The organism is Pseudomonas sp. UMAB-40, assembly GCF_900095275.1.
Lineage (GTDB): Bacteria > Pseudomonadota > Gammaproteobacteria > Pseudomonadales > Pseudomonadaceae > Aquipseudomonas > Aquipseudomonas mandelii_B.
Map to the genome: position 1 here is coordinate 324,161 of NZ_LT607553.1, position 14,428 is coordinate 338,588.

12 protein-coding genes are annotated in these 14,428 nt (G+C 61.2%); 4 read left to right on the forward strand and 8 right to left on the reverse strand.

Going from position 1 to position 14,428, the window contains the following annotated elements; translation table 11 throughout:
- Nucleotides 1-36 precede the first annotated feature (36 nt).
- Nucleotides 37-954, reverse strand: coding sequence for a transcriptional regulator MetR (gene metR, locus K0F88_RS06090; RefSeq protein WP_219094568.1), 918 nt, complete (start codon nt 952-954; stop codon nt 37-39).
- Nucleotides 955-1,072: 118 nt separating this feature from the next.
- Here metR and metE point away from each other — a divergent pair, with 118 nt between their 5' ends.
- Complete coding sequence (gene metE, locus K0F88_RS06095; RefSeq protein WP_219094569.1) at nt 1,073-3,385, forward strand: 5-methyltetrahydropteroyltriglutamate--homocysteine S-methyltransferase; 2,313 nt, start codon at nt 1,073-1,075, stop codon at nt 3,383-3,385.
- Between the two features lie 245 nt (nt 3,386-3,630).
- Nucleotides 3,631-4,650, forward strand: coding sequence for an alpha/beta fold hydrolase (locus K0F88_RS06100; RefSeq protein ID WP_219094570.1), 1,020 nt, complete (start codon nt 3,631-3,633; stop codon nt 4,648-4,650).
- 141 nt (nt 4,651-4,791) lie between these two features.
- Here K0F88_RS06100 and K0F88_RS06105 read toward each other — a convergent pair whose 3' ends face one another.
- Nucleotides 4,792-5,160, reverse strand: a complete 369-nt coding sequence (locus K0F88_RS06105) for a DUF6124 family protein (RefSeq protein WP_094470867.1) — start codon at nt 5,158-5,160, stop codon at nt 4,792-4,794.
- Between the two features lie 536 nt (nt 5,161-5,696).
- On the opposite strand from K0F88_RS06105, the gene K0F88_RS06110 reads away from it, so the two are divergent.
- The gene (locus K0F88_RS06110; protein WP_094470886.1) at nt 5,697-6,362 is read left to right on the forward strand and encodes a DsbA family oxidoreductase; all 666 of its coding nucleotides are present in this window, start codon (nt 5,697-5,699) and stop codon (nt 6,360-6,362) included.
- A gap of 57 nt (nt 6,363-6,419) precedes the next feature.
- Here K0F88_RS06110 and K0F88_RS06115 read toward each other — a convergent pair whose 3' ends face one another.
- From K0F88_RS06115 to K0F88_RS06140, 6 genes are all read right to left on the reverse strand, one after another.
- On the reverse strand, nt 6,420-7,808 hold the full coding sequence (locus tag K0F88_RS06115) for a sigma-54 dependent transcriptional regulator (RefSeq protein ID WP_219094571.1): 1,389 nt from the start codon (nt 7,806-7,808) through the stop codon (nt 6,420-6,422).
- Nucleotides 7,798-9,570: an ATP-binding protein gene (locus tag K0F88_RS06120; RefSeq protein ID WP_219094572.1), complete on the reverse strand. Its 1,773-nt coding sequence runs from the start codon at nt 9,568-9,570 to the stop codon at nt 7,798-7,800. The genes K0F88_RS06115 and K0F88_RS06120 overlap by 11 nt, the downstream gene beginning before the upstream one ends.
- Nucleotides 9,567-10,694: a GNAT family N-acetyltransferase gene (locus tag K0F88_RS06125; RefSeq protein ID WP_094470870.1), complete on the reverse strand. Its 1,128-nt coding sequence runs from the start codon at nt 10,692-10,694 to the stop codon at nt 9,567-9,569. The genes K0F88_RS06120 and K0F88_RS06125 overlap by 4 nt, the downstream gene beginning before the upstream one ends.
- Before the next feature lie 131 nt (nt 10,695-10,825).
- On the reverse strand, nt 10,826-11,710 hold the full coding sequence (locus K0F88_RS06130) for a carboxylesterase (RefSeq protein ID WP_094470871.1): 885 nt from the start codon (nt 11,708-11,710) through the stop codon (nt 10,826-10,828).
- Nucleotides 11,707-13,101, reverse strand: a complete 1,395-nt coding sequence (locus K0F88_RS06135) for an aspartate aminotransferase family protein (protein WP_219094573.1) — start codon at nt 13,099-13,101, stop codon at nt 11,707-11,709. The genes K0F88_RS06130 and K0F88_RS06135 overlap by 4 nt, the downstream gene beginning before the upstream one ends.
- The gene (locus K0F88_RS06140) at nt 13,094-13,807 is read right to left on the reverse strand and encodes an MtnX-like HAD-IB family phosphatase (RefSeq protein ID WP_219094574.1); all 714 of its coding nucleotides are present in this window, start codon (nt 13,805-13,807) and stop codon (nt 13,094-13,096) included. The genes K0F88_RS06135 and K0F88_RS06140 overlap by 8 nt, the downstream gene beginning before the upstream one ends.
- A 220-nt stretch (nt 13,808-14,027) precedes the next feature.
- Between K0F88_RS06140 and K0F88_RS32250 the strand changes: the two genes are divergently transcribed.
- Nucleotides 14,028-14,428, forward strand: a 401-nt coding sequence (locus K0F88_RS32250) for a MipA/OmpV family protein (RefSeq protein WP_257605196.1), incomplete at its 3' end; no start/stop codon positions are given.

Here is a 14,428-nt window from a genome sequence, read left to right on the forward strand (position 1 = left end):
GCTCCCTCGCCACAAGGGTTGTATTTCAGTGATCCTTCAGCGAACGGCACTGACGCCGTCGAGTGTCGAGAACGACGTGTCCTTGGCCGTCAGCAAGAAATCGCGCATGTACGGTGCATCCAGCATGTCCGCGCGAATCCCCGCGTACAGCGTCGCAAACAATCCTTTCTCGCCGAGCCGCTTGGCCTTCACGTAACCCCGTGAGCTGTATTCATGCAGCGCCCAATGGGGCATGCCGCACACGCCGCGTCCGCTGGCGACCAATTGCATCATCATTACCGTCAGTTCCGAGGTGCGGACCTGGGCCGGTTCGCTGTCGGCCGGTTCGAGGAAACGGGTGAAGATGTCCAGCCGATCGCGTTCCACCGGGTAGGTGATCAGCGTTTCCGTGAGCAGGTCTTCCGGCACGATGTAGGCTTTGCTCGCCAAACGGTGCTGGTTGGCCACCGCGAGCATCGCCTCATACGTGAACAACGGCACGTAGGTGATCCCGGCCAATTCCAGCGGATCGGAGGTCACCACCAAATCCAGATCACCACGGGCCAGCGCCGGCAGCGGTGCGAAGGAGAAGCCCGAAGCCAGGTCCAGTTCGACTTCCGGCCAGGCATCGCGGAATTGGTCGATGGTCGGCATCAGCCACTGGAAGCAACTGTGGCACTCGATTGCCATGTGCAAACGGCCCGCCGTGCCGCCCGCCAAACGCGCGATGTCACGCTCGGCACCGCGCAGCAGCGGCAGGGTCGCGTCGGCCAGTTGCAGCAGGCGCAAACCGGCGCTGGTGAAACGCACCGGTTTGGTCTTGCGCACGAACAAGGGCATGCCCATGCGCTCCTCCAGTTCCTTGAACTGGTGGGACAGGGCCGACTGGGTCAGGTGCAGACGGTCGGCGGCATCGACCAGGCTGTCGGCTTCGCGCAAGGCGTGCAGGGTCTTCAGGTGACGGATTTCAAGCACCGGGGGCTCCATGAGGAAAACTTGTGATGAACACGAAAAGGTTGAGTTTGTCTCATGTTGGGCTGGCTGTCGACAATAGCGCCATGTTTTACAGTTTCTTTTATAGAGAGAATTCAACATGGCTCTGGCCCACACACTTGGTTTTCCACGCATCGGCGCTGACCGCGAACTGAAAAAAGCCCTCGAATCCTACTGGAAGGGCGACCTCGATCAGGACGCGCTGAAAAGCGTCGGCCGCCAACTGCGCGCCACCCACTGGCAGTTGCAGAAAGACGCCGGTATCGACCTGCTGCCCGTCGGCGACTTCGCCTGGTACGACCAGGTGCTGACCCATTCCCTGACCTTCGGGGTGATCCCAGAGCGTTTCGACAGCGCCAAGGACTCGCGCGGCCTGCCGACCCTCGACACTCTGTTCGCCATGGCCCGTGGCGCCACGGCGGCCTGCTGCGGTGGTGAACACACCCAGGCCCAGTATGCCCAGGAGCTGACCAAGTGGTTCGACACCAACTACCACTACCTGGTCCCGGAATTCAAAGCTGACCAGCAATTCAAGCTGAGTTGGGAACAGTTGTTCGACGAAGTCGACGAAGCCAAGGCCCTCGGCCACAACGTCAAACCCGTCATCATCGGCCCGCTGACTTACCTGTGGCTGGGCAAAGCCAAAGGCAACGACTTCGACAAGCTCGACCTGCTGGAGCGCCTGCTGCCGATCTACGGTGAAATCCTCGGCCGCCTCGCCGCTCAAGGCGTGGAGTGGGTGCAGATCGACGAACCGATCTTGACCCTCGACCTGCCACAAGCCTGGAAAAACGCCTTCGAACGCGCTTACCACATCCTTCAATACTCGCCGCTGAAAAAGCTCGTGGCGACCTACTTCAGTGGTCTGGAAGACAATCTCGGCCTGGCCGTCGGCCTGCCGGTGCAGGGCCTGCATATCGACGCGGTGCGGGCGCCGGATCAACTCGGCCAGGTGCTGGACCGTCTGCCGACCTACAAGATTCTTTCGGTGGGCCTGGTCAACGGCCGCAACGTCTGGCGTTGCGAACTGGAACAAGTCCTCGCGCAACTGCAGCCGGCGCAAGAGCGCTTTGGCGACAACTTGTGGGTCAGCAGTTCCTGCTCGTTGCTGCACAGCCCGGTGGACCTGGAACGCGAAGACAAACTCGATCCGGAACTGAAAAGCTGGCTAGCCTTCGCCGTACAGAAGTGCGGTGAAATCGCCGTGCTGCGCGATGCCCTGAACGACCCGCAATCGCCCAAGGTGCAAGCGGCTTTGGCCCAGAGCCGAGCGATTCAGGCGAGCCGCGCCGAGTCGCCGCGTATCCATAAAGCCCACGTGCAGGCGCGCATCAACGCCATCAGCGCAGCAGACAGCCAACGTCACTCGCCGTTCGCCAAGCGCATCGAGCAGCAGCGCGCTCGGCTGAAACTGCCGGCATTCCCGACCACCACCATCGGCTCGTTCCCGCAGACCGGTTCGATCCGTCTGGCACGCCAGGCGTTCAAGCAAGGCAAGCTGTCGGCCAACGATTACACCGACGCCATGCACAGCGAAATCCGTCACGCGGTACAAGTCCAGGAACGCCTGGGCCTGGACGTGCTGGTGCACGGTGAAGCCGAGCGCAACGATATGGTCGAGTACTTCGCCGAACAACTGGACGGCTACCTGTTCACCCGTTTCGGCTGGGTGCAGAGCTACGGTTCGCGCTGCGTCAAACCGGCGATCATCTACGGCGACCTGAGCCGTCCGACCGCCATGACCGTCGACTGGATCACCTACGCACAGAGCCTGACCGACAAAGTCATGAAAGGCATGCTCACCGGTCCCGTGACCATGCTGATGTGGTCGTTCCCGCGCGAAGACGTCTCGCGCAAAATCCAGGCGCAGCAGTTGGCGTTGGCCCTGCGTGATGAAGTGGTGGACCTGGAAAACGCCGGCATCAAGATCGTGCAGATCGACGAAGCCGCGTTCCGCGAAGGCTTGCCGCTGCGCCGGGCGCAATGGCAGGAATACCTGGACTGGGCGGTGGAAGCCTTCCGCTTGAGCGCCTCCGGTGTGCGGGATGAAACCCAGATCCACACCCACATGTGCTACAGCGAATTCAACGACGTGATCGAGTCCATCGCGGCGATGGATGCCGACGTGATCACCATCGAAACCTCGCGCTCGGACATGGAATTGCTGGAAGCCTTCGAAGCGTTCGACTACCCGAACGACATCGGCCCCGGCGTCTACGACATCCATTCGCCACGGGTGCCGGACACCGCCGAGATGGTCAAGTTGATGAGCAAAGCCGTGAAGCGCATCCCGGCGGAGCGGTTGTGGGTGAACCCGGATTGCGGGCTGAAAACCCGGGCGTGGCCGGAGACAGAGGCGGCGTTGGTCAACATGGTCGCGGCGGCGCGGCAGTTGCGCAGTCAGTTGGCTTAAGCCTAGCGGCGCCTGTTCTGACGCCTTCGCGAGCAAGCCCGCTCCCACAGTGGATTTATGTCGATCACAGAGGTTGTGTACGACATCAATCCTGTGGGAGCGGGCTTGCTCGCGAAACAGGCGACTCGGTCTTCAATACGACCGCTCGGCAATCTTCATCAAACTGTCACGTAACTGTGGCAGCGCGCTTGATCAAACTTCATCAGACTCGCGCTCTACTGGGGTTCTGCGTTTCGGTGTTTTTCATGCGTGCATTCATTTTTCTGGCCTTGCTGTTGTTTGGCCTGCCGTCCTTGGCGGCGTCTCGTTGCGATATCAATGTTCCCACCCAACACGCCGATCTGGCGCAGGTGAGCCTGGCGTACCAGAGCATCGGCCGTGCGTCCGACCCGGCGTTGTTGCTGGTGATGGGGCTGGGCGGGCAGTTGATTCACTGGCCGGACGAGGTGGTGGTCGCTCTGTGTCAGCAGGGTTTTCGGGTGATTCGTTATGACAATCGCGACGTCGGCCTCTCGACCTGGCGGCAAGCGCCCGTCGACGCCAACCTGACCTTCGAAGTGCTGCGCTACAAACTCGGTTTGCCGGTGTCCGCGCCGTATACCCTGACCGACATGGCCGACGATGCCTTTGGCCTGATGGATGCGTTGAAGGTTGAGCAGTTTCACGTCTTGGGCGCGAGCATGGGCGGGATGATTGCCCAGCACATGGCGGCGATGGCGCCGCAACGGGTCGAGAGCCTGACCCTGATCATGACCAGTTCCGGGGCCGAAGGCTTGCCGGCGCCGAGTGCGGCGTTGGTGCAGTTGTTGTCGCGGCGCAGCGCGCCGAATCGCGAAGTGGCGCTGGAACAGCAGGCCGATTTGCTGGCAGCGCTGGGCAGCCCGACCGTCAGTGATGATCGGCAAGCGTTGCTGCATCAGGCGGCGTTGTCCTATGACCGGGCGTTCAACCCGGAGGGCGTGAAGCGCCAGATCATGGCGATCCTCGCCGAGCGCAGTCGTGTGGCGCTGCTTAATCAGTTGCGCGTGCCGACGCTGGTGGTTCACGGCACGGCGGATCCGCTGTTGCCGGTGATGCATGGCGTCCATCTGGCGGCGCATATTCGTGGCAGTCAGTTGAAGCTGATTCCGGGGTTGGCGCATCGATTTCAGGAAGCGTTCAAGGCACCGCTGCTGGCGGCGGTGTTGCCGTATTTGCAGGCCCATCGCGAAGACACCTCGCATTGGGCGCAGATCGATCCGGTGCCCACCCCCAACCTCCTATAACCCCCAATCACAATGTGGGAGCGAGCTTGCTCGCGATAGCGGCATGACATTCAGCATTGATGTTGACTGACACACCGCCATCGCGAGCAAGCTCGCTCCCACAGTTTTGATCTTTGGTGTTAGTGAAGCATCGCCAGACAGTTAGGTAGCTGAACCCGGTGGAACAAAGTTATCCAGCATCCGGTTCACCGCCAGTTCACCCAGCATCACGGACTGCTGAATGCCGAGCACGGTGTTGCGCTGCGGGCCTTCCAACAACCCGGCGAAATCACTCAGCATCACGCTCGCTGACGCCAGGGATTCGCAGGCGTTGGCCAGCAGGGTTTCGTGATCGATGTCGGGGGCGATGGTGTAAATGGTGCTTGGTTTGCGTGGGGTGTCTTTCGGGATGACCGGTTTTAGGTAGAAATCGAGGGCACGATCGGCGGCTTGGTTGAGTTTTTTGGAGTCCGGGGTTTCGTAGGGGGAGACGTCGTCGGTTTCTGGTGGGTTCGGAGTAAGTTTGAACATAAGTAAATCCTCAGGTTGAGCCGCATTCATCTCGCTACTAAACGAAGAGGGAGGCAGCTGTGCGCAAGTTAGTAGACCGGGAGGATTCAAAACCGGCGCGCCCGAGGGCGCCAAGCGCACAGCCGCCATCGAATGCAGGCACAAACCTGACTGAATGACACTTGTGCAGCCGTCAAAACCTACCCGGGCTACTAAACCCGATCACTGGGAATTAGTGACACGAACCAAGTTACCGACGGCCCCCAAGGCGCACAAGCCGGCGGATTCTGACGTGGTTGTAGGCGACGGCGCAAGGCGCTGTAGCTTTCAGGAAGTAACCTTAAACAGAACTAAACACTCCCTCCCAAACACCGAAAATCCCTGTGGGAGCGGGCTTGCTCGCGAAGGCGTCGTGTCAGTCGCCAACTACTTGTCTGATACACCGCATTCGCGAGCAAGCCCGCTCCCACAGGGGAATACAGCAACGGCTGCCACCTTGGTCTCGTCAGGTGTATCGTTCAAACTTTCCGGCGCGATCCAGCCCTGCGAGGTGAATGATGAGTACCCCTTTGAAAATCGATTTCGTCAGCGACGTGTCCTGCCCGTGGTGCGTGGTCGGCCTGTATGGCCTGACCCGGGCGCTGGAAGTGCTGCGTGATGAGGTCCAGGCCGAGATCCGTTTCCAGCCGTTCGAACTGAACCCGAAAATGGGGCCAGAGGGGCAGAACATCACCGAACACATCACCGAAAAATACGGCTCGACCCCGGAGCAATCCCAAAAGAACCGCGAGATGATCCGCGCCCGTGGCGCCGAGGTCGGGTTTGCGTTTCGCACCGATGGCAACAGCCGCATCTACAACACCTTTGATGCGCATCGGTTGCTGTTTTGGGCGGGGCTGGAAGGGTTGCAGTTCAATCTGAAGGAAGCGCTGTTCAAGGCGTATTTCACCGAGGGCGGCAATCCCTCTGATCACCAGCAATTGGCGCAGATTGCTGAAAGTGTGGGGCTGAACCGGCAGCGGGTCGAGGCGATTCTGGCGTCCGATGAGTTCGCCAAAGAGGTGCTCGAAGAAGAGCAGTTGTGGCTGTCGCGCGGGGTGAGTTCGGTGCCGACGGTGGTGTTCAACGGGCAGTACGCGGTGACGGGCGGGCAGCCGGTTGAGACCTTTGTCGGGGCGATTCGGCAGATCATGAGTGAATCAAAAGGCGGGACCGTGAGCTAATTACCGGGAGTGCTTCTGTGGCGAGGGAGCAAGCGCCCTCGCCACAGGGGGGAGCGGTTACCTGACGATTTTGTCTACGTGGATGCCCAGTTTTTTCAGGCGATACCAGAAGCTGCGCTCGGAGATCCCGATCAACTGCGCCGCCGCAGCCTGTACGCCATTGCTCTGCGCCAGCGCGGCCAGAATGTAAGCCTTCTCGACCTCCGCCAATGCCGCTTCCAGATCCGCCGGTACGCTGCCTTCGGTGACCAGCGCACCGCTGCCGCAGGAATTTGAGGCAAACAGATACGCCGGCAAATCCTCCTCTTCAATCACCGCCCCCGACGCCACAATCGTCGCCCGCTCCACGCAGTTCTGCAGCTCGCGAATATTTCCCGGCCACGAGTAATGGGCCATCGCCTGCAAGGCTTCCGCGCTGAACCCGGTAAAACGCTTGCCCGCCGTGGCGCCCAGGGTGTGAGCAAAATGCCGGGCCAGCGGCGCGATGTCTTCCACCCGTTCGCGCAGGGCCGGCAGTGGAATCGGGAACACGTTGAGGCGGTAATACAGGTCTTCGCGAAACTCCTTGTTGGCCACCGCGTCCAGCAGGTTCCTGTTGGTCGCGGCAATCACCCGCACATCGACCTTGCGCTCGCGCGGATCGCCCACCGGCTCGATCACCCGTTCCTGCAAGGCCCGGAGGATTTTCGCCTGCAAGGCCAGCGGCATTTCGCCGATTTCATCGAGGAACAACGTGCCTTTGTCAGCCTGCATGAAGCGCCCGACGCGATCCGCCACGGCGCCGGTAAACGCGCCTTTGCGGTGGCCGAACATTTCACTTTCCAGCAACCCTTCCGGGATGGCCGCACAGTTCACCGCCACAAACGGTTTGTCCGCGCGGTTGCCGTGTTTGTGGATCGCCCGGGCGACCATTTCCTTGCCAGTGCCGCTCTCGCCGGTCAGCAGAATCGTCGCGTTGCTTTCGCGCACCGAATCGATGGCGTGTAGCACCCGGCGAAAACTCGGGCTGTCGCCGATCAGGCTGTCGATCTGCTGATGCTCATCGAGCTCGGCGCGCATGCGCTGGTTGTCTTTGAGGATGTCGCGAAATTGCAGGGCCTTGCTGACGGTGATGTCCAGTTCGTCGATGTCGAACGGCTTGGCGATGTAGTCGAAGGCGCCGTTGCGCATCGACTGCACGGCGTTTTTCACCGTGCTGTAGGCGGTCATGACGATCACCGGCAACTGCGGAAAACGGCTTTTGATTTCCGCCAGCAGTTGCGGGCCGTCCATGCCGGGCATGCGCCAGTCGCTGATCACCAGGTCGATGTCCTCGCACTCCAGCACCTTGAGCGCGTGCAAGCCGTTGCCGGCGGTGAACACCTGGATGCCGTTCTGGCCCAGGGCCGATGCCAGCAAGTCGCAGAGCTTGGGCTCGTCGTCGACCACCAGTACGTTATGTGTCATCGCTGCCCTCGTCGAAGTCTTCACCGTTGGCCGGAATGTACAGGCTGAAGGTGGTGCCGGCATCTTTTTCACTGACGCATTCGATGCGCCCGTCGTGACTTTCCATGATCGAGAACACCTTCGCCAGCCCCAGGCCAGTACCCGAAGCCTTGGTGGTGACGAACGGCGTGAAGATCCGTTCGAGCATGTCCGGTTCGATGCCCTGGCCGGTGTCGCTGATGCTGATCACGGTGTACGGCGATTCGCTGCTGATCGCCACGGTCAGCCGTCCACCGTCGGGCATGGCGTCGATGGCGTTGACGATCAGGTTCAGGCCGGCCTGCTTGAGTTGCCGCGCGTCGACATGAAGGGTCGCGCCGGGGGCCTGATCGTCGATGTGCACATCGATGTTATGGCTGGCCAGTTCCGGGGCGCAGAAGCCGATCAGGTCATCCACCAGCGGCCGCGCCGCCTGGGTCGAACGCATCGGCGCGCTGGGCTTGGCGAAGTCGAGGAAATCGGTGATCAGGTCGTTGATGCGGCTGACTTCGCTGACCACGTATTCCAGGTGACGCTTGTCGGTCTCGGGCAAATCGGCGCGCCGGTGCAGCAGTTGCGTGGCGGTCTTGATGATGCCCAGCGGGTTGCGGATTTCATGGGCCAGGCCCATGGCGACTTCACCCAGGGCATGCAGACGGTCACGGCGGCGCAGTTGCGATTCCAGGTGCTGCAACTCGCCGAGGCGTTCGCTCATGTGGTTGAAGGTGCTGCTCAATTCCGCCAGTTCGTCGCCGCCGGTGACCGCCAGGCGTTGGCGGTAATCCCCGGCAATCACCGCTTGCACGCCTTTGGACAACCCGCGCAACGGCTTGGTCAGGCGTTGCGAAACAATCCAGCCGACCGCCAGGGACGCCGCCGAGCTGAGCAGGAAAATCAGGATGAACAGGTTGCTCTGGTTCACCAGCCCGACCAGGCTGGTGTGGCGCAGCAGACCGCTGAAAATCACGCCTTGCAGCTCACCGCTTTCATTGAGGATCGGCCGGTAGATGCCGCTGTAACGATTGGTGAATTGTTCGATCGGCTGCTTGGTATTGCGCAGGGTTTGTTCGATTTTTTCCGGTACCGCCGCCGGGTGATCTTCGAAGCGCTGGGTGGAGAAGATCTCCGAGAAGTCATCGGCCTTGGCCAGGTACAGGCGCAGGTCGAGGGAGTGCACATCGGCGACGCTGGTGAGGAAACTGCTGTCCAGGTAGGTGGCGATGACCAGTTTGTAGTCGACGCCGTCCTGATCGGTCTCGAAGGTCGACACGACCGTGCCGGTGGGGATGCCGCCGACTTGCAGGGTCTGCAACAACGCCTTGGACTCGGTGCTGATCTGCCGGACGATGTCATCGGCGGCGGTGCTGAACACCACTTTGTGATCGCTGTTGCGCACCAGCGCCACCACGTCGATGCCCATGGAGTCGGCGATGTCGGAGGTCAGTTTGTCGTGCTTGCTCGACAACCGGTCCGTCGGCGGGCGGGTGTAGCGCAGGAATAACTGCGCGGCCCTGGCGTTATCCCGGCGGATCTCGGTGATCTCGTCCTCGACGATCTGGGTCGATTCCTGCAGCCAGATCCGCACGTTGCTGTCGAAAATCTGCGACAGGGTGGTGGCCGCCAGTTCCGCGGCGATCATGGTCGGAATCACGCTGACCAGCCAGAACGCCAACACCAGTTTGCGCTGCAGGCTCCAGCCGGAGAGGGCGAAAGGTCGGGCGGTGGCGGGGCGGTTTTTGATCATGAGGTTTCGCTTATTGCAGCAGCCATGGCAGGGTCGGAGCGGTCCGGTCGAATGAACATTTTCACCACCTGCAACAGGCCGTTGAGCACTCGGTTGCGATGGCGGAAAAACACGGTGTTGCCGGTGAACGAGCAACCCAGGCGCAGCTTACTGGCATAGCCGGCCTGACCGCACGCGTAGATCGGGATGCCGTGTTCAATACAGTAGTCGACATTGGCCAGCCAGCTGCGCACGTACAGGTTGTGCTCGCGGGTTTTCGCAAGGTCGTGGGCGAAGAATTTGTCGACCAGGCGTTGCTCGTCCAGCAGCACCAGGTTGAACGCTACCAGCTCATCGCCGACCCAGTACAGCACGCACGCGGCACGCTCATCGAGGTGTTCGAGGACCTGGCGGAAGTAGGTCGGTGGCAGGCGTTCGAAGGTCAGCTCGCTGCGCTCAAGGGTGGCTTCGTATAGCGCCATCATGTGTGGGAGGAGGTCTTCCACAGCGCGCCGCCATTCGATGCGCGGACCTTGCCCGCGCAACGTGCGGCGCAGGTCTTTGCGGGTGGATTTACCGAGCGTGCCGAGGTACGCGTCCACCGAGCCAAAACGGATCGGCAGTTCGGCACTGGGCAAGCCGGGCATGCTTTGCAGACCGGCCGCCTGGCACGCCTGCAACCACTGCGGATCGCGGTGGGATGCGTCCTTGACCGCCAGCAGACCGATTCCGGCCTGGTCGGCGTCGTTGCGCGCCAGGGTCAACAATTGCTCAAGCAAGGCCAGACGCCGGGCGGGGTCGATCTGGCGTGCGGTGCCGACATGGCACTGCTCGGCCACCGGCGAACCGAGGGCGTACAGGCGCACGTCGAACAGCCCCGGCCACCAGCGGCGCAACTGTTCGGTGACGCGTTTGCCCGGTCCCTGAACCGTGGTGTCCAGCGAATACGCGGTGGTGAACGCCACCGCAGCCGCGACCAACTTCTCGTCTTCGTACAGCGCCAGATAACGCCACTGGAAATCCGCAATGCCCGCCTGTTCGACAGCCCGGTAATAATCCCAGTCCTCCAGTTCGCCAGGGAAACAGTCATTCCAGGCACTGCGGTCGATGGCTTCGATGGTTGAAAAGGCAAGGGCAGTGATCACATCGATTCCTTAAAAGTTACCCACAATGTTCGCCATCGCACGGCTCCCACGCACTTTGCGTCGTTACACAATCCCTGTAGCAGCAGGCTTCGCCAGTTGCTACAGGGATTGTGCGTTGATTCGTCAATGGGTCAGGCCAGTTGCCGGTAGTCCTGGCGGATGGGTTGCGGGACGATTCCTTGTTGCATGAACCGGTGCTGGATGAAGTCCGCGCTCAGCTCCACCACGCGACGGTATTGCAGGTCGACGGTGATCATGTGGTAGCAGTCGTCGAGCAGGATTTTCACCACCGGACCGCCGAGTTTTCGTTCGACATAGTCGGCGTTCCAGCGGCTGGTGATGTCGTCTTCCCGCGAATGCAACACCAGTGCCTGGGTGGTGATCTGTGGCATGCGCTTTTTCACCGCGGCCACCAATCGATGCAGTTCCCGGACACTTACCCCGGACATGGTCAACAGCCCGGCATTGCTGCTTTCACCGGCCTTCATCTGCCGCTCGACAATCGCCCGCAAGCGTTCGTCCTTGATGCCGAACGGTGATTTTTCGTTGAAGCGGCACAGGTGCACGCCATACGGAATCGCCATCAGCAACGGCGTGAGTACCGCGACTTTGGGCATGTTCCAGCCGTCATAGCGCAGGGTGGTGGAATACAGCAGCAAGCCTTCGATCTGCCCCGGATGCTCGGCGGCCAGGTACATCGCCAGCACCGCGCCCATCGACAAGCCGCCGACGAACACATGCTCATGCTTGCGCCGAACACCGATGAAGGTGTTGCGCGCGCTCTCGTACCAGTCGCGCCACCCGGTGGCTTGCAGGTCGGCGTTGTCCCCGCAGTGACCGGCCAGGGTCGGCACGTAGACCGTGCAGCCGGCCTTGGCCAGGCCCATCGCGACCCGCCGCAGTTCGGTCGGCGTGCCGGTGAGGCCGTGGATCAACAACACCGCGACCTCCCCGTTGCCGAGAACGAAACCGGCGCTGCCTTCGCCCATGTCGATCTCGATCTCGTGCTCGTTCATCGTTTCATCGCCCGATGCAGCAAGCGGTCGAGCAGCGCGATACCCAAATCGATTTCCGGGTAGCTGATTTCCAGCGACGGTGCGAGGGTGATCACGTTTTTGTAGTAACCGCCCACATCGAGGATCAGGCCCAGGCGTTTGCCGTCGATTTCGATGTCGCCTTTCATGCCTTCTTCGACCATGAAATCGAGCGTTGCCTTGTCCGGCGTGAAGCCGTCCGGCCCGCAGATTTCACAGCGCAGGGCCAGGCCCAGGCCGTCGACGTCGCCAATGATCGGGTAGCGTTTCTGCAAGTCTTTCAGGCCTTCGAGGAAGTACTTGCCCTTGTTCATGACCATCGCTCCGTAATCGACTTCGCTGGTCATCTTGAACATTTCCAGGCCGACCGCCGTGCCCAACGGGTTGGAGGCGAAGGTCGAATGGGTGGAGCCTGGCGGGAAGATTTTCGGGTTGATCAGCTCTTCCTTGGCCCAGATGCCGCCCAGTGGATTGAGGCCGTTGGTCAAGGCTTTACCGAAGACGATGACGTCCGGTTTGACGTCGAAGTGCTCGATCGACCACAGCTTGCCGGTGCGGTAGAAGCCCATCTGGATTTCGTCGACCACCATCAGGATGCCGTGCTGGTCCAGCACATGCTTGAGTTCGCTGTAGAAGTTCATCGGCGGAATCACGTAGCCGCCGGTGCCCTGGATTGGCTCGACGTAAAAGGCTGCGTATTCGCTCTGGCCGACTTTAGGGTCCCAGACACCGTTGTATTCGGTCTCGAACAGTCGGGCGAATTGCTGCACGCAATGGCTGCCGTACTCTTCCTTGGTCATGCCTTTCGGGCCACGGAAGTGATACGGAAACGGGATGAAATGGGCGCGTTCGCCAAAGTGGCCGTAACGGCGGCGATAGCGGTAGCTGGAGGTGATCGACGACGCGCCAAGGGTGCGACCGTGGTAGCCGCCTTCGAAGGCGAACATCAGGCTTTTGCCGTTGGTGGCGTTACGCACGACTTTCAGCGAGTCCTCGATGGACTGCGAACCGCCGACGTTGAAGTGCACCCGGCCGTCGAGGCCGAACTTCTTTTTCGCGTCTACGGCGATCATTTCCGAGAGCTCGATCTTGCCTTTGTGCAGGTACTGGCTGGCGATCTGCGGCAGGGTGTCGATCTGCTGTTTCAACGCATTATTCAGGCGCGGGTTGGCGTAACCGAAGTTGACCGCCGAGTACCACATTTGCAGGTCGAGGTAGGCCTGGTCTTCGGTGTCCCAGACGTAGGAGCCTTCGCAGCGGCTGAAAATGCGCGGCGGATCGATGTAGTGAACGGTGTCGCCGTAGGAGCAGTACTTGGCTTCTTTATCCAGAAGGATCTGGTCTTCTGCGGTAGCGATTCGAATATCAGACATGGTGGAAGAGTTCCTGATTTTCTGGGTTGAAGGTTTCTATGTTGAAAGAGGTGGCGTTGGCGGCGCTGGCGCTTGGCAGCAGCGCGAGCAACGCGGGCAGTTCGGCGAAGCTGTCGAAGCGGGCGTAGGCGATGCCGTTGCGCTCGCAGTGCTCGGCCAGGCGATCCTTGGCGAACACGAAATCGGCGGTGGCGGCCACGCACATGTCGGACTGGCCGTCGCCGATCACCAGCACCCGTTTGGCGCTGGGGGTGGATTTGCATTTGCAGTTGCCGGAGGCGGCGCGGCAGGCGTCGCTGGCGTGGGGGAAATCGATGCGCCAGCTTTGGTGGTCGAGCTGCCGCAGGCGGTTGGCGAGGATCGGCAACAGGCTGACGTAGTGGCGCGCCAGGATCCGTGCGATGCCTTGCTCGATGCCATCGCTGACCACTTCAAGGGACGCGCCGAGGCCGATGACGTGGTCGACGAAGTCGGGGAAATCCGGGTCGATCTCGATGCTGTCGAAGAACCCGAGCAGTTCGCCCGGTGTGGCCTTGACCAGCGAGAGCTGGCGGCTGAGGCATTCACGGGAACCGATGTCACCCGCCAGCCACTCGTTTTCGATCGCTTCCCAGCTCGGGTCGGCGAACCGTTGGAGGATGCTGTCGATCACGTCGGTGCGGGTGATGGTCCCGTCGAAATCACACACGATATGCCAGTCAATCATCTGTTGTACCTATCTTGGCAGGAGGCGCTGTTTGCGCTTGCCAAGGGGGTAGAGCAGGGACTGTGCCAACTGGGTTTGGCCCAGCGGGGCTGGGGTTCTGGCGTGTGTTTGTGTCGGCGAAGCTACAATTTTTGTAGGTCGCTACAAAGAACATGAGTGCTTGCGCGGGAGGGGCGATTCGGGGATTGATGCGCGCACATCCAGATCAAGGAATGGCCTCATGTCGAGGATTACTGTTGCTCTATTTGCCGCGCTGACGTGCCTTTCGGCCAACGTTTCAGCGGACGGCATCACCGGTGAAGCAGGGGCAGGCCTCAGCTATCAACCGCACGATCCGACTGGTAGCCGCTACGAAACCCGGCCGGTGCCGTACCTCGATCTTGATTGGGGCGATGTCAGCCTCAGTACGGACGACGGGCTGACCTGGGACGCCTTGAACGCCAATGGCTTCAGCGCCGGCCCCTTCGTGAATTACCTGCCGGGGCGCACCTCCAACGGCGAATTGCAGGGGTTGCGCGATGTGCCGGACATGGGCGAGGTGGGCGGTTACGTGCAGTACGCGCCCGCTGATTTCTGGCGAGTGTTTGCCTCGGTCGGGCAAGCGGTGGGCGGGCGCGGCGG